General features: G+C 40.5%; 29 protein-coding genes. 4 read left to right on the top strand and 25 right to left on the bottom strand.

The window, feature by feature from the left end; genetic code table 11:
• Positions 1–816 precede the first annotated feature (816 nt).
• The gene (locus tag BTW01_RS04005; RefSeq protein ID WP_162101743.1) at positions 817–954 is read right to left on the bottom strand and encodes a hypothetical protein; all 138 of its coding nucleotides are present in this window, start codon (positions 952–954) and stop codon (positions 817–819) included.
• A complete protein-coding gene (locus tag BTW01_RS04000) occupies positions 954–2,066 on the bottom strand; it encodes a Rap family tetratricopeptide repeat protein (protein ID WP_162101742.1) in 1,113 nt (370 codons plus the stop codon). Before BTW01_RS04000 ends, BTW01_RS04005 begins: the two co-directional genes overlap by 1 nt.
• 273 nt (positions 2,067–2,339) lie before the next feature.
• On the opposite strand from BTW01_RS04000, the gene BTW01_RS03995 reads away from it, so the two are divergent.
• From BTW01_RS03995 to BTW01_RS03980, 4 genes are all read left to right on the top strand, one after another.
• A complete protein-coding gene (locus tag BTW01_RS03995; RefSeq protein WP_162101741.1) occupies positions 2,340–2,900 on the top strand; it encodes a hypothetical protein in 561 nt (186 codons plus the stop codon).
• Between the two features lie 26 nt (positions 2,901–2,926).
• The gene (locus BTW01_RS03990) at positions 2,927–3,910 is read left to right on the top strand and encodes a hypothetical protein (RefSeq protein WP_238391390.1); all 984 of its coding nucleotides are present in this window, start codon (positions 2,927–2,929) and stop codon (positions 3,908–3,910) included.
• A gap of 275 nt (positions 3,911–4,185) precedes the next feature.
• Positions 4,186–6,033, top strand: coding sequence for a ribonuclease YeeF family protein (locus BTW01_RS03985; protein ID WP_162101740.1), 1,848 nt, complete (start codon positions 4,186–4,188; stop codon positions 6,031–6,033).
• Positions 6,034–6,039: 6 nt separating this feature from the next.
• Positions 6,040–6,339, top strand: a complete 300-nt coding sequence (locus BTW01_RS03980) for a contact-dependent growth inhibition system immunity protein (protein WP_125121219.1) — start codon at positions 6,040–6,042, stop codon at positions 6,337–6,339.
• A 40-nt stretch (positions 6,340–6,379) separates the two neighbouring features.
• Here BTW01_RS03980 and BTW01_RS03975 read toward each other — a convergent pair whose 3' ends face one another.
• From BTW01_RS03975 to BTW01_RS18255, 23 genes are all read right to left on the bottom strand, one after another.
• Positions 6,380–7,354: an N-acetylmuramoyl-L-alanine amidase gene (locus BTW01_RS03975; protein ID WP_162101739.1), complete on the bottom strand. Its 975-nt coding sequence runs from the start codon at positions 7,352–7,354 to the stop codon at positions 6,380–6,382.
• A 54-nt stretch (positions 7,355–7,408) separates the two neighbouring features.
• On the bottom strand, positions 7,409–7,672 hold the full coding sequence (locus BTW01_RS03970) for a phage holin (RefSeq protein WP_162101738.1): 264 nt from the start codon (positions 7,670–7,672) through the stop codon (positions 7,409–7,411).
• A 14-nt stretch (positions 7,673–7,686) separates the two neighbouring features.
• Positions 7,687–7,899, bottom strand: a complete 213-nt coding sequence (locus tag BTW01_RS03965; protein WP_031600555.1) for a BhlA/UviB family holin-like peptide — start codon at positions 7,897–7,899, stop codon at positions 7,687–7,689.
• Positions 7,900–7,950: 51 nt separating this feature from the next.
• The gene (locus BTW01_RS03960) at positions 7,951–8,124 is read right to left on the bottom strand and encodes an XkdX family protein (RefSeq protein ID WP_072693029.1); all 174 of its coding nucleotides are present in this window, start codon (positions 8,122–8,124) and stop codon (positions 7,951–7,953) included.
• A complete protein-coding gene (locus BTW01_RS03955) occupies positions 8,124–8,492 on the bottom strand; it encodes a hypothetical protein (RefSeq protein WP_162101737.1) in 369 nt (122 codons plus the stop codon). Before BTW01_RS03955 ends, BTW01_RS03960 begins: the two co-directional genes overlap by 1 nt.
• Positions 8,493–8,505: 13 nt before the next feature.
• The gene (locus BTW01_RS03950) at positions 8,506–10,089 is read right to left on the bottom strand and encodes a BppU family phage baseplate upper protein (protein ID WP_162101736.1); all 1,584 of its coding nucleotides are present in this window, start codon (positions 10,087–10,089) and stop codon (positions 8,506–8,508) included.
• 12 nt (positions 10,090–10,101) lie between these two features.
• Positions 10,102–10,275: an XkdX family protein gene (locus BTW01_RS03945; protein WP_116777210.1), complete on the bottom strand. Its 174-nt coding sequence runs from the start codon at positions 10,273–10,275 to the stop codon at positions 10,102–10,104.
• The gene (locus BTW01_RS03940; RefSeq protein ID WP_162101735.1) at positions 10,272–10,580 is read right to left on the bottom strand and encodes a hypothetical protein; all 309 of its coding nucleotides are present in this window, start codon (positions 10,578–10,580) and stop codon (positions 10,272–10,274) included. The genes BTW01_RS03945 and BTW01_RS03940 overlap by 4 nt, the downstream gene beginning before the upstream one ends.
• 15 nt (positions 10,581–10,595) lie before the next feature.
• Entirely contained in the window at positions 10,596–12,494 is a 1,899-nt protein-coding gene (locus tag BTW01_RS03935; RefSeq protein ID WP_162101734.1) for a teichoic acid biosynthesis protein, read from the bottom strand.
• A 51-nt stretch (positions 12,495–12,545) separates the two neighbouring features.
• The gene (locus BTW01_RS03930) at positions 12,546–14,249 is read right to left on the bottom strand and encodes a phage tail spike protein (protein ID WP_162101733.1); all 1,704 of its coding nucleotides are present in this window, start codon (positions 14,247–14,249) and stop codon (positions 12,546–12,548) included.
• A 14-nt stretch (positions 14,250–14,263) separates the two neighbouring features.
• The gene (locus BTW01_RS03925; RefSeq protein WP_072693023.1) at positions 14,264–15,103 is read right to left on the bottom strand and encodes a phage tail family protein; all 840 of its coding nucleotides are present in this window, start codon (positions 15,101–15,103) and stop codon (positions 14,264–14,266) included.
• Positions 15,097–19,584 carry a phage tail tape measure protein gene (locus tag BTW01_RS03920; RefSeq protein ID WP_162101732.1) on the bottom strand — a complete coding sequence of 1,496 codons (4,488 nt, stop codon included), beginning with the start codon at positions 19,582–19,584 and terminating at the stop codon, positions 15,097–15,099. Before BTW01_RS03920 ends, BTW01_RS03925 begins: the two co-directional genes overlap by 7 nt.
• A 199-nt stretch (positions 19,585–19,783) precedes the next feature.
• Positions 19,784–20,161, bottom strand: a complete 378-nt coding sequence (gene gpG / locus BTW01_RS03915; RefSeq protein WP_019712660.1) for a phage tail assembly chaperone G — start codon at positions 20,159–20,161, stop codon at positions 19,784–19,786.
• Between the two features lie 65 nt (positions 20,162–20,226).
• On the bottom strand, positions 20,227–20,838 hold the full coding sequence (locus BTW01_RS03910; RefSeq protein WP_162101731.1) for a major tail protein: 612 nt from the start codon (positions 20,836–20,838) through the stop codon (positions 20,227–20,229).
• Between the two features lie 14 nt (positions 20,839–20,852).
• On the bottom strand, positions 20,853–21,245 hold the full coding sequence (gp17, locus tag BTW01_RS03905) for a tail completion protein gp17 (protein ID WP_162101730.1): 393 nt from the start codon (positions 21,243–21,245) through the stop codon (positions 20,853–20,855).
• Entirely contained in the window at positions 21,242–21,640 is a 399-nt protein-coding gene (locus BTW01_RS03900; RefSeq protein ID WP_162101729.1) for an HK97-gp10 family putative phage morphogenesis protein, read from the bottom strand. Before BTW01_RS03900 ends, gp17 begins: the two co-directional genes overlap by 4 nt.
• Positions 21,640–21,954, bottom strand: coding sequence for a phage head closure protein (locus BTW01_RS03895; RefSeq protein ID WP_019712664.1), 315 nt, complete (start codon positions 21,952–21,954; stop codon positions 21,640–21,642). The genes BTW01_RS03900 and BTW01_RS03895 overlap by 1 nt, the downstream gene beginning before the upstream one ends.
• Positions 21,944–22,246 carry a head-tail connector protein gene (locus BTW01_RS03890; protein WP_162101728.1) on the bottom strand — a complete coding sequence of 101 codons (303 nt, stop codon included), beginning with the start codon at positions 22,244–22,246 and terminating at the stop codon, positions 21,944–21,946. The genes BTW01_RS03895 and BTW01_RS03890 overlap by 11 nt, the downstream gene beginning before the upstream one ends.
• A gap of 17 nt (positions 22,247–22,263) precedes the next feature.
• Positions 22,264–22,725: a collagen-like protein gene (locus BTW01_RS03885; protein WP_162101727.1), complete on the bottom strand. Its 462-nt coding sequence runs from the start codon at positions 22,723–22,725 to the stop codon at positions 22,264–22,266.
• A gap of 22 nt (positions 22,726–22,747) precedes the next feature.
• Positions 22,748–24,043 (bottom strand): phage major capsid protein, encoded by a 1,296-nt coding sequence (locus BTW01_RS03880; RefSeq protein WP_162101726.1) that lies wholly within the window; start codon positions 24,041–24,043, stop codon positions 22,748–22,750.
• A 38-nt stretch (positions 24,044–24,081) separates the two neighbouring features.
• Positions 24,082–24,708, bottom strand: coding sequence for an HK97 family phage prohead protease (locus BTW01_RS03875; protein WP_162101725.1), 627 nt, complete (start codon positions 24,706–24,708; stop codon positions 24,082–24,084).
• Positions 24,671–25,951, bottom strand: a complete 1,281-nt coding sequence (locus BTW01_RS03870; RefSeq protein WP_162101724.1) for a phage portal protein — start codon at positions 25,949–25,951, stop codon at positions 24,671–24,673. Before BTW01_RS03870 ends, BTW01_RS03875 begins: the two co-directional genes overlap by 38 nt.
• A 4-nt stretch (positions 25,952–25,955) precedes the next feature.
• Positions 25,956–26,126, bottom strand: coding sequence for a hypothetical protein (locus BTW01_RS18255; protein WP_162868971.1), 171 nt, complete (start codon positions 26,124–26,126; stop codon positions 25,956–25,958).
• Position 26,127: the final 1 nt, after the last annotated feature.

The following is a 26,127-nucleotide window of genomic DNA, read 5'->3' as shown; positions in this document are numbered from 1 at the left end:
TCCCCGTTGTGGATTTTATCTTTACTCTTATTTCTCAGAGCTTTTAGGTCACCAAAAACAAAACTTGACCAAAGCCCGCTAAAGAATTATGTTCCGTCAATCGTAGAATTAGGTCTCCATTTCAAATTTGGTCATATTTTGGTCAAAGACCAAAAGTATTGTTCTCTTAATCTTTTGACCAAAATTTAAAAATCCCCTGACACCAATAGTGCCAAGGGATTGAAAGATTAATATTGAGACATATATTGTTCGCGCTCCCAAGGGTGAACTTGTGTCCGGATTATAACCTAGGCAATATTTCAATGTCATAGTGCATGATAAACGTTGAATTAAAAAGGTTTTGTTATTTCTCTTCGAATAAGAAATCATCAAGTATATTATATTTGTGGGTGTTTTGTGGGTGTCTTTGTGGGTGCCCACATCTATTCATTTTTAGATTTTTATTGTAATCTAAAGATATACATATAAAGGTAATGATGACACTGAATATAAATAAAGTAAGATCAGCACTATACAAGTTGGCCAAGCTTCTTGGAAATGTAAATGCAGTAAAACGGCACATTAGGAAAAAGAGTGGCTTGACGTGCAGCCGGAAAAGCAACAAATAAATTATTGAAAAATTTGTTCAAATAAAAGGGATTTAGAAAAAAATGAAGTAATGTATCTATAGAGAGGAGTTGATAAAATGAAGATCACACGTGAGTTACCGGTAGGAACCCATCAAATCGATCCACCTGTAGGAATGGGCTTAGGTCGTGAAATAATAGTAGGCGCATGAATAAAAAGGCTCTTCTCGTATGAGAGAGCCTTTTTTATTTAGGTACCAACTGGTTTTTCAGCCAATAACATATAAGTTCCCACTGGTTTCTCTGTTACATGAGTATCAATTGATCCTGCATAACTAGCCGTTGCTAACACGCCTACAGCAGCTAAACAAAGAATTAACTTTTTCATTAGACTCCCTCCAACTGCTTCATTTTCCTCTCGGCCAAAATAGCATGATTAGAAAATTCCAGAGCTTCTTGAATATATCCTTTCGCCTCATAATATTGCGAAATGATTAAAGCGAGATCGTGCACACTATCCGCGTCATTCTGTTCAAATAAGAAATGAATGTAGCTCCTACACTGATTAACGCTATCTTCAGGGGTTTTCTGGAATAACTCATAAATAATGTTTATTTTAGCCTCATACACTTTATTCTCTTTTTGATTTAAGTTTTCCTGTGCTTTTTTGTAATAATAAACAGCTTGATCGGATAGTCCCATTATGAAGAACTCTTTTATGATCATATACAGGGAGTTTATGTAATAAACCGACTCTTTCCATTCATCATTTCTCAATGCTTTTTTCAGAGCATTTATGCAATCTTGTGATTTTTTAGCAGCTGAATAAGTGATACTTAAATTGTGATGAATCATAGCCTCAAAAAAAGTGTCTTCGAGTTGTTTAGAAATTCGTATTGCTTCAAAATAAATATCCTCAGCTTTATCATATTGGCCCAGCTCTGTATAGTTATGACCTACAACCATCATTGACGTCGCAAGCTTTTTTTTGTAATCCTCATTCCTTTTGTAAATGTGCATTGCATCCTTAATATAGTTTAAAGACACGATGTTTTGGCCAAGCATCATATAAAGAGAGGCTACTTTTGAATAAAATTCAGCCGCTTCAATTTCATCTGGAATATTCGCAAGCTTTTTCTCAGCAATTTTAAAAAGACTAATTGCATTGCCGTAATTACGATTGTGCGATTCGTATAATGCCTCAAATAAAAAGAAATAATATTCGATCATATTGTCTGTTTTTCTTATTTCTTTCTTATGTTTTTTACTGAAATAAGAGTGCTTTGGAAATTCTTTTCCTTTATCCTGGTGGAGCATCATTTTATGTCTCTCTTCAAGTAAAGAATAGTACATCAATACTTCCTGATCTTCTTCCATTTCATCAAATAGAGCTCTGCTCTCTTTGAAGTATTTTTCGGCAGCCCCCACGTTTTGCTGTTTTATAGCCATATACCAATCATTTAAGATATTAGCAACATACTCAGAAGCAAGTTTACTCATAATAAACCCCTCTTTCCAACAAAAATTCTAAATACTCAAACAAATGTTAACACACACTTAACATAAAATGTAATATATAGAAGTTTTTTTCGTTCTACCGCAAAATCATGTTTCGTTGTCCCGCAAGGATTTTTTTTCTGTTTTTTTGAACTGTATTAACGAGGATAATTCAACCGATTGTCGAATCTACGATCCTCAATTCCTATTCATAAATAAAACCAAGAACGGTATAATTTGGGTTGTATTAAATTAACATAAAGGGAGTTTTTAGGAATGAGAATGAAAAAGAGTATTATTTCTTCAATTGTTGGCGTCTCACTGTTAATTGGTGCCTCAACTTCTGTTCTAGCAACAGAAAATCAAAATGAACTATTCCAAGCTTCAAAGTCTTATGTTCCAACAACATCTGCTGACGAACTGACTTCTGAGATTGATTTTGGCAAAACTGACGAAAATCAATCTGGTGACGTTAGCACTCAAGGTTCAAAAAAATTCGCTGCGGCTACTGGAAGAACATATGTTGATCAAGAGGGGCTAAGATTTTATGGTGATGCCACAACTATTCCTTCATCTTTTGTGGCTGCAGTTTCAGTACATGGTTATTTAGGTAAGATCAAAAAAGGCTCTAAAAAGGCTACTTGGACAGATGATAAATTTAAAGGTAAAACTTTAACTCGGTCAGCTGCAGCTGTTCATTTGGGGGAAAATAAAAAGCTTGGCGGCATAACTTCCGATACAATCATTTGCCAAGCGATGCATACAGTAACAACTGGATTTGGTACATACTCTGCCGAATCTGCTGATAAATTAAGACCTATATTCACTATAAATTAAATAAATCAATTAAGCGGCCATTTACAATGAAATGGTCGCTTAATCATAGAAAGGATATTAAAATGAAATATAGCATAACTATTCTCGCTGCTGTTCTTGTACTTTTATTATCTGCTTGCTCTGGTACTAATACTCATAAAGCTAATAATACACAGAAAGAGAATAATCAGACTCAGGAAACACCACAGGATAAGGAGGAAAACATTATCAGATCAACAAATTTCGAAGTAGAAAAACCTTATGTAGTTGATCGAAACAGACTAAAGTACAAAACGGATGATCTAGGCAATTTTAAGGGTGAATACATATACCATAACGAAACAGAAGATATAGACAATATAAACATCTCAGTAATATATGAGGGTGAATTGAAACCAATAAAAACATATCAAATCAAAGTACCTGGCCATTCATCAAAAAAAGTTGATATAGACTTAAAGAATGTTCCTTCTGGCAATCAATTAATATATATCCTTACTCAAACCTCAAAATTTAATTTAAATGCCGAAAGGGATTTAAAATGGAATAGGAATGCTGATTACGTAGCACCCTATTATTTTGAAATAAAATCAAATGCCAAAAATGCTGCAATTAAAAATAAAGATAGTAATGATTTAAGCAAACCGATACACACTAAAAAAACTGGTGAAGAAGATCAAGAAGGAAGGTTAATATATCTCTCTGATAAAGAAGGAAATCGCATTGAAAAAATTGATCGAAAAAATATGTATCTCTCTATCGCCAATACCGAAGAATTTAAATTAAAGGGTTTTTTATATAATTTTCAAGATGATCATTATAAACATTTCAAAATCAATAATCATTACAAAGGTTCTTTTTTTTATGAGATAGAGCCCCAAACTGTTCAAACCTTCAAAGTAGAGCTAGAAGATTTTACACATAGTTATGCAAGGTTTATTTCTACTGCTTCATATCCTAAAGAAGCTTATAATGACTCCCCTTTTACTCCTAGAAAAGTATTATATTCTGGTTTATATGTATTCAAATAATAAAAGAATCTATTCTAGTATTTTCTAGAATAGGTTCTTTTATTTACTCAATAAAGCAAAAGCCTTGCTTTGGTTTCAAGACCGCAACATCGTTAGTTAGTCCATTCATCTGCCGAAACCGTCTGCAACATCGCCAGTTTTCAAACAAACGCTCAAAATAGGCAAAATGACACGGATCGAATGATTCATTTCCACCATTTGATCCACATAACAGTTATTTTCATCATTCTTCCATGGTAATATTTTGTTATATGATTAAATGAGAGGGTATGATGATGAAAGTCTTTGAAGCTAAAACACTTATGTCTGAAGCTACAGACCGCGCCAAAGAATATAAAGAACTAAGGACGCAAATGGTCAACTTGAGAAAAGCTTTACAAAGCGTCGCTGAACTGGACGACAGCGAATTCTCAGGCAAAGGCGCTAATAACATTAAAGCATTCTATCACGATCATGTTGGTGTCACTGATCAATGGATCGACTACATTGACATGAAAATCGCATTCTTCAACAGCATTGCCGGAGCTGTCGAGGACAAAGGACTCTCTGACGCATACGTGGAAGAATCCTTTTTAGAACATGAACTGGCTAACGCCCATAAAAAATCAAAGTCCATCATGTCTGAACAGAAAAAAGCCATGAAAGATATCCTAAGCGATATTGACGACATCCTCCCGCTCGACTTGTTTTCAACAGAAACCTTCAAGGATGAGCTTGCAGATGCCAATGATAAACGCAAAAAAACAATTGAAAAACTAGGTGACCTTGACGAAGATTTACTGACAGAATATGCTATGTCAGAACCAAATGAACAATTCATCAAGTCAGATTTCCAAAAGCTCCAAGAAGCAACAGGCAAAGGCAAAAACGCTACGCCCATTCACTACAACGCCAAGGCGTATCGCGAAAGTGACATACATAAGAAAAAAGGCGATATTGAGAAACAGACTGAAGCTTATTTGAAGATCAAGAAAGATGAAGCGAAAGAACGAGAAATCAAAGATTTAAAGAAGAAGCTAGCTGACGGAGTGACGGATCCGGATGAATACTTAGACATTGCCAAGAAGGTCGGATATGAGAACCTTACCCCTGAACAGCTTGAATTTGTTTCATTTCTTGAACAACGTAAAGCTTTCATGGATAACGGAAAAGAAGTGTTGCAAATCATAGGTGATGGCGCCAAGGGTGCGATTGTTGGTATATACGATCTTGCCAAAGATACCGGTGAAGGAGCCATTCAATTCGGATGGAATATCGGTTGGACAATTGATAATATTAACAAAGATCCTCAAAAAGTGCTGGATACCGTTTTGGAATACGACTATCAAGCTGCCTTTCAAAGTATGGTTGACACATTGAAGGATAATTGGGATACAAAAATGATTCACGGGGATGCATACACACGGCTGCACTATGTTACTTATTTGGGCGGAAGTCTTCTGTTATTGAAAGGTGGAAAGTCCTCTGTCTCAACAGGATCGAAGGATCTTGCTAAAGTTGGGAAAGCAACTAGCGGCACAATTAAAAAAGGCGGAAAATCTGTAAAACAGTTTGTCAAATCTCCTGTAAATCGGTATACTCCTGCATTAGAAGGGATCCTTCAAGATGCTGAGAATACCATTAACGTGAAAAATACTCCGTTGCTAAAAAGTATTGCGGAAGATAAAAAAGAGAGTGTTCTCAGAAGATCTGAAACTTCTAACAACATAGGTATAGGTAATGTCAAACAAGGTGATAGTACCCCTCTCGCACCTGGTGGAGGGTTAGCTGCTCATGAAGCAAAAGGCGGGCACCTTATTGAAAGACACGTTGGGAAGACTGATGAAGAGTTATTAAAGAGGCTGCAGATAAACAAGAAAATACGTGCCTCTTCTAGCTTCACAGATAGGCCAACTGCAGAAAGAGTCGCTAATGAAACATTGACTAAACATAAAAAGGAAATTGAAGAGTGGTTAAATAGTGATATAGGCGATCCATTACCGTTACCTTATAGAGGAACTGAAGTTATAGGTAGAGGAGTTCGTAAAGGTTCAAACGAAGTTAAAGATATGACTAATGCTAGAATAGTATTAAAGAAAAATGAAGATGGTAGCTTTATATTAACAGGCTACCCAACGAGGTGATATATAATGATTGAAATTAAAGTTTCTGATCCTGTATTTAGATTTCTCGGCGGACATTTCCACCAAGATATAGAATCTCCTGAAGATGCTCTTAATGAATATCTAAATGAAGCATCACAAAAGCTAAAAGAAAGAGATTTAATAGCACTAACTGAGTTTGTAAATAGTAATTATTCTGAAACAGATAAGAATGAATTTATAGAAGAAGCAGCTGATGGTATATACTTTCCTGAAGATGATTTAACTCCATTAGAATGGCTTAAGCAAGTCACTGAACAAATTAAAGAACACCTTAAAACAATATAGTTTAGAAAAGGAGCCCCTCTGTTAAGAAGGGCTTCTTTTATTATTTCAAGACCTCTTCAAGTTTCGCTTTAGTCTCAGGCCCATAAATGCCGTCAGCAGTCAGACCATTTACTGATTGGAACCGTTTGACCGCGTTTGCTGTTTTCGGACCATAATAGCTATCGATTCCAAAGTTTTTGGCTTTCTTATCCGGATAAAAATGCAGTGCCGCCAGGGCTGTTTGAATCTGCTCAACAGCATCGCTGTGCATCAATGGGCTTTTCACTTTAAAAATGCCTGAAGGCAGTTTTAAAGATGACTTATTACTGCTTGGTTTAGGGCTGGAAGAACTTGAGCCTTTAAGTTTCAACTTTTGTCCAACTTTGATTTTATTCGGGTCCTTAATACCGTTCCAACTCTGAAGTTTTGCCACGCTTACCCCTTCAGCCTTTGCAATTCGGGAAAGAGTATCTCCTTTTTTTACTGTATAAATTGGTTCTCTGCCGGATGATTTTGTTTTTGATGAAGGAGACTTCCCGCCGTCTAATGACTGTAATTCAGCATCAATCGCCGCTTTGACTTCATTCCAGCGTCCCTCTGCTAAAATACGGTGCGGGCAATACTTGCCGTTCCAATCTTGATGCTTGCGCACACGATCAATACCCCAGCCGCGCTCTTTGAGCAGCTGCGCCACAAATTTAATAGCCATTTTTTCAGCGGCGTAGTATTTAGAGCCTCCCGATTTGCTATAACAAATTTCGACACCAATCGACTTACGGTTCCCGGTGCCGTTGGTGCCGTCTCCTGTGTGCCATGCGTTACGATTTGTAGGGATGCCCTGCCGCACCTCTTTGTCATCGACTGCAAAGTGAAAGCTTGTCGAGCTTGTATTCCCGATCATATAGCTGATCTCGTTAGCAGCTGACGCGTCGTTTGCTGTATTGTGGATAGTAATGTATTCCGCTGTCATAGCGTTTGGGCATTTCAAAGCGTATTTTGCTTCTGATACAAGATTCTTTTTCACTGAGATTGTCATGAGTGTTCTCTCCTTTATTTTTAATATGAAAAAGCCACCGGGTTACCAGCAGCTTCATTTTGTTAGATTATTTTGTTTGAGAACTGCTTTTTGCTGGTGACCTCTTGTAGTCACATAGTTATTTTTGAACCATGCTGCAGCTGTAGTCCCGATAGTAAAGATTAGAGAACCAGCAGTGTAAAGAGCATCCGCAAGCTGATTAACTTGGTCTTCCGTAATCTCCAAAGGTGATTTACCGAACATCAGCATTGTTTGGTTAATAAGTGCAATCAAAAGAAGCACCGTCCGAATGACCGTGCCTTTGTCATATTTTTTCATAATGTTTATTCCTCCTATTGTACTTTGCTTTCAATTTTGTCGAGCTTTTCAATTACAACATCATACTTTTCACTGAACTTCCCCAAGACTTCATTTTGGGAATCAATTTGATTATAGAGTTTTGCTTCCCTTTCTTTACTCGTTTTCATGACATAGAATAGGAGCCAGCAAAACAACACAGCAAAGGGCCCCTGAGTGATTAAATACTGTGTAATATCCATTTCCATAAAGCCCTCACCTCCCTCATGGCAAAATAAAAACACCTCAATGGGTGTTTGTTAACTTCCTAAATCTATGACAACCGGCTCTGTAGCTGGATAGGTCAGGCCGGTGATTTCTTTATATTGTTCTTCTGTGATTCTCTTCAAGACAACAAAACGAGCAACGTCAGCGTTTGTGTAATACTGCCTCCCCCATCCATAAATGGTCTTGATATTTGTAAACCAATCCATTACGTTTCCCCTCCTTTAGCCAGCATCAAAAACAAGTCCGCAATCATTTTAGCTTGAGACTCTATTAAATTTTGAGCTTCGGCCAGCTGCACCATTGTTGCTGCACTTTGCGCCTTTAATTGATCAACAGCAGATGGAGGATCATCCGGCCCCTTCAAACTATCTTTATATTTTTGATCTGCTTTTTCAATCCACTCCTGTTTTTCACTGTCAAACCAAGGGCGCCACATACCTTGTCCATCTTTCACAGGAGGGATGCTTGTTGAGTTTTCGGGGATTTTATACTGTCCCGTTCCAGGATCAGGATACAGAGTCTCCGGCTGACCAAGGAAAAAACCTTCTGAGTCGTATGGGTATATTTGAATCAATATACTCCCTCCTTTAGTTTAATGGGATAACTTCATCAATGTAGTATCCAGTCACGCTGTTTGTTTCATTTGATATAAGTCCTGTGAGCTTAATGTCTCCTGATGAGAAAACAATCAGTTTGGCCATTCCTGTTGTCCCGCTAACTCCCACCATTTTCACTGCACCCTTTGACGGTGCAAAACTACTTGGAATAGATGCGCAAACCACTTCACGATCTGTTACGATGTGACCAGTAAGATGAAGGGCACCAGCCTGTTTTTTATATTGAAGTTGCCTTTCTCCTGTCTTTGCTCCGTTTTTGTAGGTCGCATTTAACCAGGGAACACTGTCAGTATCATTTTCAGTGAGAAGTCGCTGCCAACCTGACCAGCCTAAATTACCGTCAACATAGTTTGAATACATATTATTCTTATAATCTATAGCCACGACATAGCCAAAAGTACCGTTACCATTACTATCAAGTGATGTGAAGTGAAAAAAACCCCTTGTTGATAAAGTGGAGGGAGCATTTAAAGGCTTCCCAGTGGAATAAAACGTTCCGAACGTCTTGCCTGCTTTCACAATTCTGTCCAGAAAATCGTCTGTATCAGCGATTGAAATCAAGACCCCTCCAACATCATTTGTGATTTTGAAAAGCTGAGCACCGTTCCACTTTGTGCGTTCTGCTGCAGATATATGGACAGTCCCATCTTTTACATGCGTATCAAATTCTGTTTTGGTTGCCTGTTTGTCATTGGTAACATTCCCAAGCCCGACTTGACCTTTTGTCACCCCGTGGGGATTGCTCTTATTATTAATGTGTTGATCAGTATACGTTTTTGCGTTTTTTTCGGCAGTATCTGCCTTGTTTTGTGCTCCCGTTGTCGTTTCTTTCGCATTCCAGTTTGAACGCTCTGTGGACGTGATATGACGCGTAGAATCCGTATTGTGCGTATTGAATTCTGCTTTTGTTGCTTGCTGCACGTTGTCTACGTTCCCCAACCCTACCTGAGTTTTTGTCACCCCATGAGGATTGGACTTGTCATTTTTATGGGTATCTAAATTAGCCTGAACAGCATCAGCCTTTTTCTGTGCACCGTCTTTCGTTTCAATGTTCTCTAAATCCTCAAATTTTTTTCGCAGCTCTTCAACCGTCTGGATGGTCTCGTTATAAAGCTCGTTGATCTTATTTTTTAAGGACTCAAAATCATCTATATAGTACTCCACGCTCGGCAGAATATCAGTGTCAATAAGTGCTTTCTTAATCTCAAATGAAAACTCATGGATCGACATGGCCTGCTGATTTGTGTAGGAGACATCAAGCTCAGCTTGAACGGTCCCAACGTGTCTGATTTCTTCATCAGATAGAACATACGACAGCCTGCCGTTCAATTTATCAGTGATTTCAATATTTCGAACAAATCGGCTGCCGTCAGACATTAAAAGGACGAGCTTCACCACTGCCGCGGATAACGGAAGGGGAACCCCGTCTTTCATAAGCTGGAATGACAGTTTTGCTGTTCCTTTGTCTTGAGTTGTATATTGGATGTTTGTTTGTACCGGGCTTTTGCGCCGGCCATTGATCGTAAAAGTAAGTGATTCATCTTTGTATGGCATAGTGTCTCTCCTTTACTCTTCTATAGAAGGAGATCCTTTGTCAGCCTGTCGGAGCCCTTTGATCTCATTCATTTCCTCTTCTGTTATCTTGCCTTGATCCACAGCCATAGAAAGAAGCTCCTCCTTGCTGTCCCAATACCCTGATAGATAACACGTCTTGATGGCATTATAAAAAGGGCTGCTCATCCCGCATCACCCCTTACCATCGTTTCAAGTATATCGGCAACAGCTTTCAGCGCCTTTGTCCCATCGCTTTCTTCAGCTGAATCAGCTGTCACAAGCGACTCAATGTATTCAGCCGATGCGCTTTCTACCCATTCTGTTCCCGTCCATTTAGCCAGCACCAAGTCGCCTGGACTGATCTCAGTTGCATTTTCCGGAACAACACGCTTTACGTTTCCGTCATCATCTTCGATGTATTGAATTTCAACCGGGCAATCATAAATATAGTTTTCATCATATTGATAAGCCCACATTTGTTCATATTCCATATGAGACACCCCTTTTTAATCCAGCTTGATGATTTCATCAATATAGGTGTATGTTGCATTCGACGCGCTTTTTGCAAATAGCCCGAGAGCAGAGATATTTCCATTTGATCGAAAAACAATCTTTCTATCTCCTGTTGTTCCGGCTACAGGGCAGCTTTTATAAGTATTCTTTTTAGGGCGGGCACTGACAGGCAATGTCGCAAAATCAACGCCGTCTTTTTGCGGAATGGTAACTCGGCCCCTTACAAAAAGAAAACCTCCCTGTACTGCAAATTGTAGACGATAGTTGCTGTCAGGGTTCTTTGCGCCATTCTTTAAAGGCAGGTCTGCCCAGGGCAGCTTTCCACTGGCTGAAACCTCTGACCAATCGCCAACTTTCCCGTCATTTGTTACAACTCTTGTCAAAATCTTAATTGGCCGCGCTGTTGCGTTTCTGGTTAACGTTTGAATGACTGATCCAGCACGATCGGCCGGCGCAATGTTTAACCACCATCCGGCGTTACCGCTGTCCGGATGATCCGAAAGGGTCTTTGTTTCTGTCGTCAGCATATAGTAAAAACCGGGCTGCCTGAATTCTTTTAAAGACTTTAAGCCGTCCGGGAGCCGCTTTGAATATCCATTATTTTGAGTAAGTTTATACCCTTGATATCCTTTGGCTAAATCAATACCAAATTTGGCTGCATTCTCTTTCGAATGGTAGGCGTAAACCTTGGCAAGTCTTTTTCCGACGGCTCCCGTCGCCACACCTGCGAATAGCGATTTCTTTCCTGTCTTCGGGTCCTTGTATAAAAAGATTGACTCAGGCTCTCGGAAACCATCTTCGTATTTGCCGTCTGGCCCATAACCAAAATTACAGGAGATACGCTTTTTCAAGCTTCCATCCTTAAAACTAAATTGTGTGATTTCACATGGATATGTTTTGTTGTTTGTATCTCCGGTGTACCAGTACAAATCATAGCCATCTATTGTGAAACCTTGGAGATAAAACAAGTCACTCGGAATGATTACCTTTCCCAGCACTTTATTTACGCCGTTTTTTACATCACTTAATTTTCGAAGTTCTACCAAACTATTATCGTCTTTTAATCTGATTCGGAACGCAATAAAGCCATTTTCTCTATCAATGACAGGGATCGTATAATAATCGTTGAATTTGTTATAGCGTTTAATGCCTCCGCTGCCGCCATTCAGTGTGGCCCCTGCTGTATAAGGAAATCGCACAAGATCGTTGCCAACAGTGTTTCCGTTTGAATCGACAACATTATAGTTGGACCAGATATACACTTTCCCGTTTTCCCGTTCCAATCCAATTGTGGTACCGTGACCGCCGTGAATGAGTGTCATGCTGTCCAGCATCACCCCGTTTTGATTCATCCGGGTAATGGTGAAACTTTCACTTTTATCTTGGTTGCCGCTGGCAACTTGTGTGGCGTAGATATCGCCAGTCAATTCATCAATGACAAAACACTGCAGCACCGTTTTATCTGCTAAATTCAAGTTTGTATGATAAACCGGCGGAACGGTTGTAAAGTCAAAAGACAATTCCTTCTGAATCATTGAATCCAAGTTTTCGAGATCAGTTTCGTTTGCGACAAGGTGATCACGTAAAGAAGGATAGACTTTCCCTCTTTTATCTACACGAGCATCTATGGTTTCTTTTATATTGGTCCCATCCGCTTCTAACACAATGTTGCGGAGCCGCGCTTTCGCTATTTCAATTTCCTCGTAAACTGTCAGTCCACTGCCATGAGCCACCTGGGAAGACGTATGAGCAGTCACAGCCGATTTATGATTAGCAATGGAATTGGATAGTCCATTTAATTCATTTTCAATGCTTTCCAAGTCATCCCGCTGCTGCGCAAGATACAGTGAGTCTTTTGTAGAATCATAATCTTTTATTAATCTGATCACCATGAGATCACTCTCCTTTCAAGAACAAAACAAAAAGCACCCTGGTAAGAGTGCTCATATCATCATTCTTAGTTTTTGCATATATCGCTTTTGATCTTTCAATCTCTTCTCTTGCTCCATCCGAATGTCTTGAATATCTTTTCGGAAATTAGCAAATGTCAGTGTCGGCTTTGCATAAGGATTCAATGGTTTATATTGAATGGCCAAAAGACGGACATCATCTTCGTACGTCACGCCATATGATGTGTCAGCCAAAATATGCAGTGTGTCACCCTTCCAGAAATCCTCTTGTATCTTTAAAAGCTTCGGCTCGTAGATGTATTCATAATCTACTTCTATTTCCGTCTGTGGATATGGATTGACGTACTTTTTCAACGCGGCTAACATACTGGACTCTTTTTTATATTTTTCATCCCGCAATGGTTCCGCCCATCTTGGCATACCATCAATCAAAAATTTATCTTCGTCAGGATGCTTGTACAATACCGGTTCAAAAACATACTCCGTTTTTTTGCTGTCTGTGCTGCTGTTTTCTTTAATTGCACCAAAACCCCTCGCTCTTGTGGAACACCCTTGAGTAGAGGTTTTGATTGTGATACCAGGCATATTATATCGAGTATCAAGTGTATGATTTATTCGTTTGCCCATTTTCTTATACACGTAGACTTTATAATTATCGACATCTAATTCTAAGCCATAGTCTTCCACAATTTCATCCATCAGATCATTTCCGAATCTGTCACCGAAATTCTCTTGTTCAACGCTAGAGAACTCACTTTCTTTGTCCATAAAGATGTACCTTAATTTTGTGCCTTTAAAAACAAAATCAAGCATCTTCCTGACGTTAAACGTCCCACTGATCGTATCTTCTACATAGTGATTGTTTAGTGTCACAACATAGACGTGGCTTGCTGTTACTTTTTTAGAAAGTGTTCCTTCCTGGTTAATTGCAATATCTGTGATGAAATACTTTTGATGATTGAATTTTTTCTCATCAAGATAAAGAATATTGTCATTCACAAGCAAGTCGTATTCTGTGCCATTATCAGCTGTCCGTGTGATCGTAAATTCAATGTCCTTTTTCCCTGTCGTATCGTCTAATAAATCCGGGTCAGCGCCGATGACTTCAATAGCTTGTGAATCGTCCTGACTCGCCACATGCAGCTTTGGTAAATATACATCTTTAGGGAGACTCTGATTTAGCGTAATATCTTTTCCGTCATACTCTTTGCTCGGCAGGTCTACGATCGGATCAGGATTACTTGGTTCATCCGGATTGTCGGGCAGCCCCTCAGTTGTATCGTATTTGGTTAATTTATACGTGAAAATAATGCTATTGAGCTTTGTTGCATAATTTGGATCAGTTGCATATCCAGCTTTTACGAGCGCAGCTGTAGCTTTTTGATAATCTGTCTCTCCGACAACCGCCCTGTAATGATTTTTATCCCAGCTTACACCATTGAGATACAGGTTAGCTAAGTCGTCAATCGACTCTTTCCAAGAGGGATATTTTCGAAACTTTGCCGGAACCTGAACATTTTCACCGTTAATGACTTCCCATGTCATCATTGTGACATATTGTCCCTTATACTCGCCTTTCATGCCGAATAGGTTGTGTCCTCTTGTTGCAAGTTCACTTGTTCCCCATGCACTCTCAAGACAGCCCTGGGCAATGATTAACGAAGCAAGAATTTGATGGTTTTTATAAACTCTTTGAGCGTCGGCGGCTATTTGTTTAATGAAATCTTCTTTAGCCAAAAAACCACCACCTCTTACAAATAATAAAGCCGAGTATCGAATTGGATGGTGAAGTCACTTGTGTTCTGAACTTCAAACTCATTCCATCCTATTTCAAGACTCGGCAGCCGGCCAGATGTTTTAATCGGCGTGTTATTAATGATTGTATATTGTTTGAGAAAAGAAACCTGCTGACTTTTCTTTAGTTCCTGTTCAATCGTAAGCTTTTCATCATTAGTATGATTGATCAATGTTACATTTTTACCTGCAGCATTTAACAAGACATTGTAATCATGATCCAGTGGATTTATCTGCACATCGCCGGGATTAAACACAGAAAAACGTTTCTGATTCTTAAAAGAATAGTTCAATTGATCATTAGGCGGGATGTTCATACCAAAAGTCCGCTTTGCTCTAGTGAAATACTGCTTATCTTTTGTTGTAAAAGTTGATTCCGCCATCCCTGTAATATTAGTGAACTCAACAGAGAAATCGTTATAGGTTTTCTCCTTCTCTTTTTGGATGCTGAAATTCCCGTCACAAGTGACAAGGAAACGACGATTCGGCCAAAGATCAGAAGAAATGTAATAAGGAAACGGCTTAACCAATAGGGCATATAGCTGATGCCGGTACATATAAAAATTCTCATGCTTGAGCGCATTCAAATAAAACTCAACATTTATTTTTCTTTCCCCGTAAGTCACATCGCGTGGATGCTGCGGTAAAATCAAACCGTGCCGCCGAGGGATCGTAATTGTTTCCCGATTAATATTCGGAGCTTCCGGCAAAAAGCTTAATACTTCAAATTGAGGGAGTAAGCTGTCAAGGCTTTGCTCCCCTAATCCGTTATTGAAATCAATAAACAGTTTTACCATGCAGGCTTACCCCCGTTTCTGTAACGTTTTTTGTTATATCGGTCCGCACTGGTTTGATCCAGTCTTGTCCCGTCTATATACGTGTGATTGTCTTTCAAAACAAGCTGTTGCAAAAGCTGAATGTTTTGCTGGAGAGCATCTATTTGCTGGCTCATCATGCTGATTTGCTTCTCTTGATTCTCAACCACGCGGCTCATGTCAACATTCACATTGGTTTGCGGCTCTGCCTCGACTTTAGCCATTGAAGCTTTTTGAAGCAGTACAAGGGCCTTTGAAATCATCCCTTGTTGAAGTGACGGAAGAACACCGAGCTCACGTCCTACACGTGCCCATAAACCGATGTTGCGTTCTCGATACGTCGGGTCTGTTGTGATTGTAGTTTCATCAAAGCCCCGTTCGTTTAGAATTGCCCATTTAGAGCCACCGCGCCCCGGAGAAGTCCCTCCTTTTGCATATCCCACATACGGGCCGCCGCGAGCCATTGACTTCAATCCAGGGTGATTAGATATATCCCCATAGCGACCTTTGATGTAATTGATTGCAGCCAGTATATTATCAACCGGATTCAAAATGTTATTGTGCCCAGGAAACGCATTAGATGAAAATGTACTCGGGATAGTCTGCATCAGCCCACGAGAAGGATGACCGGCTCTTGCATTTGAGTCAGTAAGGTTTATTGCATTGGGATTCCCTCCAGACTCTTTCATTGCAATGGTGATCAGGCCAGGAACCCATGAGAATGGTACACCAGCAATGCCAACAGCTTCCGCTACCCATTTTTGAACCTGGGCAGAACCTGTCGCTCCCTTATAAGCATCAGCTGTGAAAAGCCCGGCATCCGGAAGAATGCTTTTTAAAAACTGACCAGCTCCATTTTTTAATGTTTGGAGGATTCCAGTTCCTAATGAGTCCACACCTTTTCCTGACTTAAAAGGAATAAAACCCTTAAACAAGTTCTTAATCATTTTCTCAGGGCCATTCAAGATCATTTCCATAGCACCCGATGCAACATCTTTCGCTTTATTGACAACACCCTTCCCTGCTGAAATGGCTCCTTTCACAAGCTTCTTGGAGCCATTAAGGGCGTCTTTGAAGAAGCTCCCGACACCGCCTGCATAACCAGGAAGACCGGTTGCCATGACTTCTTTTGACTGACTATGTGGGAGAACCGATGTACCACGCGGTAAATCCCAAACCTGCGGACCGCCCATTCCAACCACATACGTTCCGATGCCTGGTGTATGAGCAAGCTCAAATCCTTCTTCACCGACTAACGCCCTTCCGCCTGGGTGAAAGTCTGTCCCTTTTGCATATGCCCTGCCTGGCGCTACTTGCATTTCAGAGTTTCCGCTGTATCCTTTAGGCTTCCATTCAGGAATGGTAGGAATGTGCATGAACTCAAGAACAGTATTGATCCCGCCGGTAATTTTATTGACAACACCTGCTAGATCAACGAGGAAAGTATCCCATTTCCCGAGCACTTCCCCTGTCTCCCAATCTACTTCTTCTAAATGCCCAGCAGCCTGCAGTTTCGCTTCACTTACCACGCCTTTATGAGTTTTTTCAGCCTGTTTCACAACCTGATCTTTTTGGCTCTTCGCAGAGCTAACTGTATCATCATGCTGTTTTTTAGTGATTGAACCCTTGACGTAATACTCAAGATCAGCGTTTTTCACCACTTCTTTATATTGCTTTTCAGCATTCTTGACCACATTGTCTTTAGCTTTTTTGCTGTTTTCAACTGTGGCAGCTGCTTCTTTTGCAGAAAGTTGAGTTTTGTTATCTTTCAGTTTTCCAGCGATAATTGTCTGCTCTTCTTTACTTTTAGTAAGAGCAGATTCAACATGGCTATTCATTTTCTTTATAATCTGTTCTATTTCCTTACGTTCGCCATCTGTAATATCTCGGTGATCTTTAGCAGCATTTTCCCAAATCTTTTTGATGCGCTTGGTATACCCGGATATTTCTTTATGCTTGTCCTTATTGTTGTCTTTGATATTCTGTAATGTTTCTGTCTTCTCTTTCTCTGACATTTCTTTATTAGATACATAAAAATCACTTAACACTTTCAAAGATTTATCAGTGCTCTTTTGATAGCCATCAAGAATGGTTTGGCCCATCTTTTCATACTCACTGGACATGTTATCAGCAATTTTTTTCGTGATCTTTTTGTTGGTTAAATAGTAATAATTCAGCTTGGCACTGACTTTGGTGTTCATATCTTCATAAGCATTAATCGCTTTTGAAGTAGATTCAGACACCTTATCGCCAAAGTCGATTGTTGCCGGCAGCACTCTTTTTTTCAAGTTGTCATAATACTTAAATCCCGCATCAGCTAGAAGGGTGACACCAGTAACAGCTATTCCGATCGGTCCCCCAAGTAAACTAAGTCCACCACGCAAAAGACCAACAATCCCGGCACCTTTTTTTAGAATGTTAAAAAGACCAAATCCACTTTTCGCAAGCTGCATAAACCCGCCAGCGCCTTTTACTGCATTTACTCCAGCTTTGATGATCCCTGAACCGAACTTGAGCAGTTCAGGAGCAAAAGAAAGGATTAATCCGGCGATCGTTCCAACTGGTCCGCCAAACAAGCTCAAGCCAAGACCTGCTACACGGGAAGCGCCACTAAGGCCACTCATCGCTCTTGCGCTTCTGGTTGTCGTTTGTTCAAGCCGTCCTACCCTGGTTGTGGCAAGTGCAGAGGTTTGATGAAAACGGTCCATTCTTGTGGATGCTACTGCCGCAGCTGTTGAAGTGGCAGTCATGCCCGCTGCTGCTGTTCTTGAAGCTGTGCCGGCCGCAATCGCCTCAGCAGAATAAACAGTTAGACTTGTAGAAGCACGGTTCACATTTCCGGTTAAATAAGCCCCAGCTGTGCGAAGCATATTCCAACCCGCAGCCATTTTAGGAATAGAACCTAATGTCAGCAGGAAAGCCCCGCCCAAGAGTGAGAACACAGTGACCGCTGCACCTGTAATGGCAATTGTGCTCGCCACTGAAGAAGGCAACGAATCAAACCATGTCACAGCACTTGTAATGACGTCTGTTGTAGCACGGATCACTGGGATAAATTGATTTCCAAGTGTAATAACAGCGTTATTTGTGGCCGACTTTAAATATTCAAATGAACCGGCCAGGTTGTCCATTTGCTTATCAGCGATTTTCTCAGCTGTGCCGCCGCTGTTTTCCAATTCTTTTGTGAAGTCTTGGAGTTTATCCTTTCCAGCGTGCATTAAAGTAATGAAGCCTGATAGAGCATGCTGTCCGGCAAGCTGTTTGGCAATCCTGATTTGTTCTGTCTCCGTATAGTCTTTGGTTTTCTCGTTGATTTGCCCTATGATGTCCGCTAACGGACGCATTTTCCCAGTTGAATCCGTTACTTTAAGCCCCAGCTCTTCGATTGCCGATGCTGCTGGCTTTGGAGGCGCAGCCAAACGAGTTAATGTTGATCGCAAAGCTGTTCCGGCCATATCAGCTTTAATCCCGCTGTTCGCCATGATCCCGGTTGCCGCGGCCAATTCTTCCATGCTCACACCCGCGGTTTTTGCTGCGGGAGCCGCATATTTCATGGTTTGCCCAATTTCCTCGAGCCTAGCGTTCGAATTGGTAAACGTATAAGCCATAACATCAGCAACGCGGTTAGTGTCCTCTGCTTTTATATGAAACTCCGTTAAGATGTCTGAGACAATATCAGCTGTAACACCTAAATCGGTTTGCCCAGCTGCAGCAGTTGCCAATAACCCAGGCATTGCGCCGATGATTTGATTGGTTTTATAGCCGGCCATGGCTAAATACTGCATTCCTTCGGCTACTTGACCATCTGTGTATTGTGTTACGGCCCCAAGATGGCGGGCAGTTTCAGTAAGCGCGGCCATTTGGTCATCTGTTGCATTTGCTAACGCTGCAACCCGGCTCATTTCCTTTTCAAAGCTGGCTGCAGCCTTAACAGTTGCCCCTATGCCAAGGGCTCCAACCACCCCTATAGCTGTCAGCGCCTTCCCTGTTTCAGTCGCTGAATTATAGACAGCCTTTAATTCTTTTGATACTTCTTGTGAATCCTTTTTAAAGACAGAGAAAACACTTGCAGCCCGGCTAGTGTTTCCTGACAAGGTATCATATTCTTTGCTGACTTGCTGCAGTTCTCTTCCTAAATTTTGATGAACAGCTATTGCATCATTTAATCGCCGAGCTTGGATTTGTGTCTCGCGGTTGTCCTTTCCTTTTTGACGGGCCAATTCATCATATCTCTGACGATGTTCTTGGACTAAACGGCCTTGAATCTTATATTTATTGTTTAGGCCTTCCATTTTCGACTGAAGGAGTTTCGTTTGGTTACCGGTATTTTTATAAATACTGCCGGCCGCCTTCATTTCTGAGTTTGCCAGGCGCATTTGCCTTTTTAGGCCTTCAATACCTCGATTAAAACCTGTATCGTCAAGACCTACTTTAACAACCATATTTCCTATTGGTTGAGCCATATGTAAACACCCCGCTTTCCTGGCATAAACTCAACAAAAAAAGACAGGTGAGCACCTGTCTAAAAGATTTGGTCAATTGTTACCGTCTTAATTTTCGGCTTATTCTTTTCAGCCAAAACCTCTAAGTAATGGTAAATGTCCATGTTATCTATTTCAGTCATTTTCCACCCTTGTTCAAGCAGTGTGGAATAAATTTCATTTATTTGCTGGATTCCTCGTTCGTAGGTGTATTCTTCTCCGTCTTCTCCTGCAAAAAATCTTGATCCATTTCCTCAATTTCTTTGTATCCAGCTACCTCTGAGAGAATTCGGCTGACTTCTTTTGTCACTTCAAATGATTGTAGCCCTTCGGTGAACTCGTCATAAGTGAACTGGTCACGGAATATTTTCACAATAAACTGGATTTGTTTCTCCAATGTTTTGATGCTCTTTTCAAGATTATCTGATGTTTTTTCCGCTTCAGCATTTAATCTTAGCGCTTCAAGAAGTGTCTTTGTATTTGTTCGCGGTGCAATAAAAGTTTTAAACTTTTTTTCGTCTTCAAACCACAATTTGATAGAAATATGTTTCTGAGCCATAATGACTCCTCCTTTTGGTTAAATGGATTTTATCTGAATAAAGAGAAGCTTTTCAGCTTCCCCTTTTATTTCCCAAGATCAGCACTTACATTTTCTTCTGGATCTTGTTTATTTTGATAGGCATCCCCAAAAACTGCCTTATAAAAGTGATCTATATCGTATTTTTCTCCATCTTCATCCGCAACGATTTTGAACACATCGTCCTGCTCTCTATCTACAAATTCGGCTGAAAGTTTGATCGTTTGGAAATCCGTTTTATCTTGTTTTGTTTTCCATTCATCGCCCGGCAAAGAGAATCTCCCTTTTACCAAGCCCACATGACGAGACTTGCCGTTTGCTTTAGGTCCTTGAAACGTCATCGCAACCCAAGGAGGAATGATATTTTTCTTAAACAAGTACAATCCGTTTTCATCTTGTTCAATTCCAAGTAATTTAGAGAGAATCTCCATTGGCAGATCCCGCATTTCAATGTCTAATTTAGTTGAACCAGTTGAAACTGCAAGATCGACAAGTTTATCATCCGCATATTGTTTTTCTGTGGATGTTTCTGTTTCAACTTTCATATTGATTGCAAATTCATAGTCAAGAATTTCTGTGGGAACATAAAATTTACCCGCCTTTTTTAATGGCGCAAATTTCACATTCTTCAAACCTGTCACTGAACTGTATTCAGGCATCTTAAAACCTCCAATTATAATAAAATGTTTGCTTCGAACCGATATCCTTTTCGAATAAGACGTTCTTTTTGTAAAAATTCATTGATAGGGACCGTTGTCTGAAAATCCAGGCCGCTCATTACGTCCACAATAGGGGCCAAAATAGGATCGCATGAACTATTGTGGTACACATCAATCTGATAAACGGCGTTGTCTTGTATCGGCTTCCCATCAGCCCATTTAGTTGTTCTGTAGTCTATTTCCTGAACCACAATGTAAGGAGGAGAACTTTCAAGCCCTTCTGGTACGGCCAGTTCATAAATAGTGGCAGGATCAATCAATAACAAAAGCGCCGGATGGGTTTCCAGCGCTTCAAATACCTTGTCCTTTAATTGCATTGATCTTTCGATGAGATTAAAAAAACTCATAACTTATACCCCGCCTTTATGACCTTTTCCATAGCATCAAGCATCTTATCATTCGCCTGGATCATACTGTTTCGAATAAAAGGATTTGCTGCCTGATGAATGGTTCCAAACTCCGGCAAGTGAACACGGAATTTAGTGTTCTTTGTGGGGCCGACAACGGCATATATTTCTCCGTCTTCATCTCGCTTTATCCTGTTTCCAACAATAATGTCCTCGTCAATGTGAGGGTGCTTACCCCCAATAGCTGACCGCGGAGCATTATCATTGATTACTTCCGCCAATACAGCACCGCCTGCTTTTACGGTTGCTTTATGGATTTTTTCGTCCTTGCGGGCTAAGTCTGCGAATGTAGATTCCAGTTCTTTAAACCCCTTTAATTCCAGCTCAAAATTCATCAACTCACCACATTTGCTTTAATTGTAATGAAATGCCGGCGCGAATAGTTAGGCAAGATCGACTCGATTTCATAAGCTTTTTCACGAAAGATGATTCGCATATGCTCGTCTATGTCTTCGCGATGTCGAATTGTAAATTCCACTGTCTTTTCCTTCTGGATCGCAGCCGCAGCATAATACTCTCGGCCTTTTAAACCTTCAGCTTTAGCCCAGCATTCAATTACCGTTTGCCAGCTGTCCTTTCCATCAACAGGAAGGCGGCCAGCAGGCTTCTTTTTCTGAAATTGAATACGGTATCTCATGTCATTCAGCATTAGGAGCAGCCTCCGGCAATGTATATTTGAGCTGATTGATCATGGTAGTCAGCACGCCGTCCAAGTTAGAAGTTGTCCCGGCAATTTCTCTGTTTTCATACCAGTGAGCAACGAATGCATTCACACACATTGCCGCCCTGGCTGATTTATTCGGGAATGTAAGACCGGTAGCCGAAGCAATGTATTCTTTTGCTGATGCAATAAAGTCTAAAATCAAATCATCCTCCAGGTCACCATCAACCCGGAGGAACTTTTTTGCCTTTTCTAATTCAACTTTCTCTTCTTCTGTCACTCGACATCACCTGTCTTTCATTCAGCAGAAGTGTTCGGTTTCAGCTCATCAATTTGTTTTTGTAGCCCATCTAATACGTTTTTCACTTCACTATTTAAGTGATCCATCATAACGCTGCCCGTTCCAATGTTAATGCTGCGGACTGATTTTTCCTGCAACATTTCATGTGAGATGGATTGTTCACCGATAACAGCAGGATCACCCTTGTCACCCTTTGGACCTTGGCGACCTGGCTCACCTTGTGGTCCAGCGTCTCCTTTTGGACCTTGAGGACCAGTATCTCCTTTGTCTCCCTTTGGTCCCTGCGGCCCGGTATCCCCTTTAGGGCCTTGAGGCCCGGGTTCGCCTTGAAGGCCTTTTACATAGAGAGGATTATGTTCGCTGTTGTCCGCGATAGAGACATCCGTAATCGGTTCCCCTGATCCGTTGTCTCTTGCTGATGTTTTTGCTCCGTTACTTTCATTTAAAAAATCTGCCATGTTAAATCAATCCTTTCGTTTTTTATTTACCTAAGTCCGCAGATTCAGTCGATGGTGTTTCCACTTGTGCCTCTTCTCCGACAACAAGGTCAGTAACGATGACGGCAGCTTCTGGATCAACAACTTTCCCGTCGAAACGCTCAATACCTCGGAAATATGTTTGATCAGTAAGGAAAGCATCCCCGCCCACATCAGTTGACTTAATTTCGAACTTTTGACGATCGAACATAAAGTATCCACGTTTGAAATCACCAAAAAGAATGTGTGTTTTTTGTGTCTTTTCGTCAGTAACAATTTCGTCATAGACTTCAACTGGACGGCCGAACAGAAGGAAATTGTCTTCATTTCTAGGGTCTTCAGCCAAAATACCTCTGCCGTTTTTGTCCTCAATGTTTGCCAGCGTTTCAAACGCTTCTGTGTTCATCACCCATTTTGCGTTTTTGCGGTACCCTCGTTTAATCTGGTTTTTGACTTTCCGCAAGAACTTAATAGTAATGAGAGACGGTGCCTTGATTGATTTGAATTTCCCGCTAGAAATGATTCCTTCAACGTTCTTCTCGCCGCCTACTCCGTAAAAGATTTCATCATTTTCTGTTACGATAGCAGACTCAGAAAGCCAGTCCACGATCTCGCGGACAAAGTTTACAAATGAATCATTTAATAGCTCGCTAGGCGCAGGCATAAATCCGGCGAATTTCTTCACGTTATACCAGATTTGATCAAATTCCATGTTTTTCAGTTCTTTGATTTGTTCTTTCTCGGCCGTGTTATAAAGCTTTCCAGCCACACCCTTTCGGACTGTATAGCTCCCTGATGGAGCAGTTTTTGGTACAACGCGAACCAAATTACGTACTGAGTTTAGCTCCTGAATAGATTTCAGAATTTCTTTTGAAATATCATCTGGTACAGTGTATCCCCCGTCTTTATCACTCCCAGAAGACAATGAGCGATTTTCTTTTAAGACACGCTGCATCATACTTCTTTCTTCTTCGCCAAGATCATGGCTGCGTCCGGTCAGCACTTTAAACCAAGCATCCCGGTACTCTTTTGTGGCTGTTAAAATATTGCGCTGTTCGGGTTCTTCATCAGGCTTTGGTTCAAGTTCTGGTACAAAGTTTCGCTCTTCACCCAATGCCGGCAGTTCCAAGGCACGCTCTTCTGACATAAGCTCGATTTGTTTTTGCAGCGCCTTGGCTTCATCAAGCATAGTGCGGGCTTCTTCGGACTTCCCTTCATTCAGAAGATTGGATGCCTCTTGTTTTTTCTGTGTGAATTTTTGTCTCAATTCACGTTCTTTTTTCGTCATAGCAACTGTCATTCGTATTTCCTCCTTGAATTTGGACATAAAAAATAGACCTAAATTGTCAGGTCTAAAAGTTCAAGCTCCATTTTTAATTGTTCAATTGGGGCAGCACGCATTTCTCTTAACTGCTCCACTTTAGCCAAGCTTCGTTCACTAACAACGGCCTCCGTATCGCTATAGGCAGGTGTTGTGACCAGCGATATGTCAAAGATTCTATCTATAGCATTGATTCGCCGTTCATAAACTCCTTCTTCATCATTATGCTGCCACTCATCTGGCTCTCCGTTTCTATAATCCAAAGAAAAAGCAAAAGAACACTGATTAACGACTCCGCTTCTAACATTCACCATTAAATCCTTCGCGTATGACGTGTCTGTAGGGATAAAACGGAATTTGAGACCTATTGCATCTGTTTCCAGCTCAAGCCTCCCTACATCCTCAGAAACGGTATTTCTCGCTAAGGGATAATCCTGACGATGATTAAAAAGCGCGACTACGTTAGAAAGGTCTGTAGAATCCAGGGCGTTCCGGCTGATGATTTCTTTAAACCATCCTCCCAACGGCTCGGACCATTTTTCGAATTTCAAAGCGTATCCCTCAATAAAATGCCTTTTCTCTTCACCTTCACCGGCAGAGCGTAACTCAATTTTCGTTGTCAGATGACGTACTTCCTTGTTCACTTTTGTTTTCACCCCCTTTAACTGCTTTTGCTTTACTCATTTGATATTGCTCAAGCGTATCTAAGAACGTGTAATTTAGAGAAACAAGATGACGGTCTCCATTTTCTATGGCATTTCTCTCTTCTAATGCTCGGATTTCATTAATATTCAAACCGCTGATGCGTTCCATAATTTCGTAATACTCAGCCCTTGATTTTGCATCACCGCGTAATTCGCTATTAACATTAAATTTGGTATAGTACCCCTTTTTAATATCGTCATCGGTAAACAGCTTAGTAATGAACTCTTGTTCAAACGATACTAACCACGGCTGAAGTGTATTTTTTACATATTCAATAGATTGGTGTTCGATATTGCTAAACGTCGCCCGATCGAGCTCATTGATCTTATGCAAAGGGACTTTAAAAATAGAGGCAATCTGAGCCTTATTAAATTTCATTGATTCTACAAATTGCGCCTCTTGCAATGGCATTGAAATTGATTGATAATCAAGCCCGGCATCAATAATGGCAATATTTCTCCCTGCATTTACCCTGTCCCATTCTCTCCTTGCTCGGTCCTTCGCGCCTTCCTCTAACAAGGTAGGCACTTTCAGAATGCCCTTGGGAGTGGCATCATTCTTATACAACTTCGCGTTAAATTTTGTAGCAGCTGATTGAGCTCCGACTTGCTCTCTTATAACGCCTATTGGACTTTTACCGTTAATCCCGTCCTCAGTCATACCTTTGAAATGCAAAACCTCGTCAGCATACAATTCCACTCTTTTTGAATTAATGATGGTTTCATACCACAAAATTCCTGTATTTGGGTCCACATAGGGATGAGTATTGGCCGGATTTAATGGTAGCAAATCAGTAATAAAACCATTTTTATCAGGCTTTAAATACGAATATCCATTGCCCCAGGTACAAACATGAGTCATCATGAGCTTCTTCCAAGTGAAAGCTGTCATGTATTGATTCGGTTTAAGATAAAGTAATGAAGCAATTGGATGGTCCATCCCGCTTTCGATATTTCCATTAACCTTCTGGAATGTATGAATCGAAAGTTTAGCAATATCATCCGATAAGACATTCACACAGGAAAACACATCAGGATGAACCAGTGCAGTAGCTTCACTTACACGCTCACCGCTTGCCGTTTTGGAACCGCCAAACATATCAACTATCCACTCTGGTGGATCAGCAAGGTTCCAGGGGTCAGATTCGTTTGATCTTTTTGAAAACAATCCTTCTAAAAACAATTAATCACCCCCTTTTCTTGCTTAAAAGCGCAGCATAAAACATAAAAAAGACACCCGTCAGAATAAGACCGATGTTTGCGTTCAAACGATATGCAGCAGTCAGAACAAAAGCAGCTCCAATGATAAATAGAAAATCATTCAAAAAGAGTAGAAAGCCCTTCAATATTTTCTTCACT

It is taken from the genome of Bacillus sp. SKDU12 (genome assembly GCF_010093085.1).
Lineage (GTDB): Bacteria > Bacillota > Bacilli > Bacillales > Bacillaceae > Bacillus > Bacillus mexicanus.
The sequence above is the reverse complement of the archived record's forward strand: the minus strand, read 5'-3'. Positions and strand labels throughout refer to the sequence as shown.

Excerpts from the sequence above, each read along its gene's own strand:
- BTW01_RS03900 (WP_162101729.1), bottom strand. The coding sequence starts at position 21,640 with ATGAATTTTGAGCTGGAATTAAAGGGGTTTAAAGAACTGGAATCTACA.
- BTW01_RS03950 (WP_162101736.1), bottom strand. The coding sequence starts at position 10,089 with ATGCCATACAAAGATGAATCACTTACTTTTACGATCAATGGCCGGCGC.
- BTW01_RS03965 (WP_031600555.1), bottom strand. The coding sequence starts at position 7,899 with ATGGAAATGGATATTACACAGTATTTAATCACTCAGGGGCCCTTTGCT.
- BTW01_RS03910 (WP_162101731.1), bottom strand. The coding sequence starts at position 20,838 with ATGCCTGAATACAGTTCAGTGACAGGTTTGAAGAATGTGAAATTTGCG.
- BTW01_RS03920 (WP_162101732.1), bottom strand. The coding sequence starts at position 19,584 with ATGGCTCAACCAATAGGAAATATGGTTGTTAAAGTAGGTCTTGACGAT.
- BTW01_RS03880 (WP_162101726.1), bottom strand. The coding sequence starts at position 24,043 with ATGACAGTTGCTATGACGAAAAAAGAACGTGAATTGAGACAAAAATTC.
- BTW01_RS04000 (WP_162101742.1), bottom strand. The coding sequence starts at position 2,066 with ATGAGTAAACTTGCTTCTGAGTATGTTGCTAATATCTTAAATGATTGG.
- BTW01_RS04005 (WP_162101743.1), bottom strand. The coding sequence starts at position 954 with ATGAAAAAGTTAATTCTTTGTTTAGCTGCTGTAGGCGTGTTAGCAACG.
- BTW01_RS03990 (WP_238391390.1), top strand. The coding sequence starts at position 2,927 with ATGAAATGGTCGCTTAATCATAGAAAGGATATTAAAATGAAATATAGC.
- BTW01_RS03995 (WP_162101741.1), top strand. The coding sequence starts at position 2,340 with ATGAGAATGAAAAAGAGTATTATTTCTTCAATTGTTGGCGTCTCACTG.
- gpG (WP_019712660.1), bottom strand. The coding sequence starts at position 20,161 with ATGGCTCAGAAACATATTTCTATCAAATTGTGGTTTGAAGACGAAAAA.
- BTW01_RS03980 (WP_125121219.1), top strand. The coding sequence starts at position 6,040 with ATGATTGAAATTAAAGTTTCTGATCCTGTATTTAGATTTCTCGGCGGA.
- BTW01_RS03940 (WP_162101735.1), bottom strand. The coding sequence starts at position 10,580 with ATGGAATATGAACAAATGTGGGCTTATCAATATGATGAAAACTATATT.
- BTW01_RS03935 (WP_162101734.1), bottom strand. The coding sequence starts at position 12,494 with ATGGTGATCAGATTAATAAAAGATTATGATTCTACAAAAGACTCACTG.
- BTW01_RS03925 (WP_072693023.1), bottom strand. The coding sequence starts at position 15,103 with ATGGTAAAACTGTTTATTGATTTCAATAACGGATTAGGGGAGCAAAGC.
- BTW01_RS03975 (WP_162101739.1), bottom strand. The coding sequence starts at position 7,354 with ATGACAATCTCAGTGAAAAAGAATCTTGTATCAGAAGCAAAATACGCT.
- BTW01_RS03985 (WP_162101740.1), top strand. The coding sequence starts at position 4,186 with ATGAAAGTCTTTGAAGCTAAAACACTTATGTCTGAAGCTACAGACCGC.
- BTW01_RS03970 (WP_162101738.1), bottom strand. The coding sequence starts at position 7,672 with ATGAAAAAATATGACAAAGGCACGGTCATTCGGACGGTGCTTCTTTTG.
- BTW01_RS03895 (WP_019712664.1), bottom strand. The coding sequence starts at position 21,954 with ATGCTGAATGACATGAGATACCGTATTCAATTTCAGAAAAAGAAGCCT.
- BTW01_RS03945 (WP_116777210.1), bottom strand. The coding sequence starts at position 10,275 with ATGAGCAGCCCTTTTTATAATGCCATCAAGACGTGTTATCTATCAGGG.
- BTW01_RS03885 (WP_162101727.1), bottom strand. The coding sequence starts at position 22,725 with ATGGCAGATTTTTTAAATGAAAGTAACGGAGCAAAAACATCAGCAAGA.
- BTW01_RS03960 (WP_072693029.1), bottom strand. The coding sequence starts at position 8,124 with ATGGATTGGTTTACAAATATCAAGACCATTTATGGATGGGGGAGGCAG.
- gp17 (WP_162101730.1), bottom strand. The coding sequence starts at position 21,245 with ATGAGTTTTTTTAATCTCATCGAAAGATCAATGCAATTAAAGGACAAG.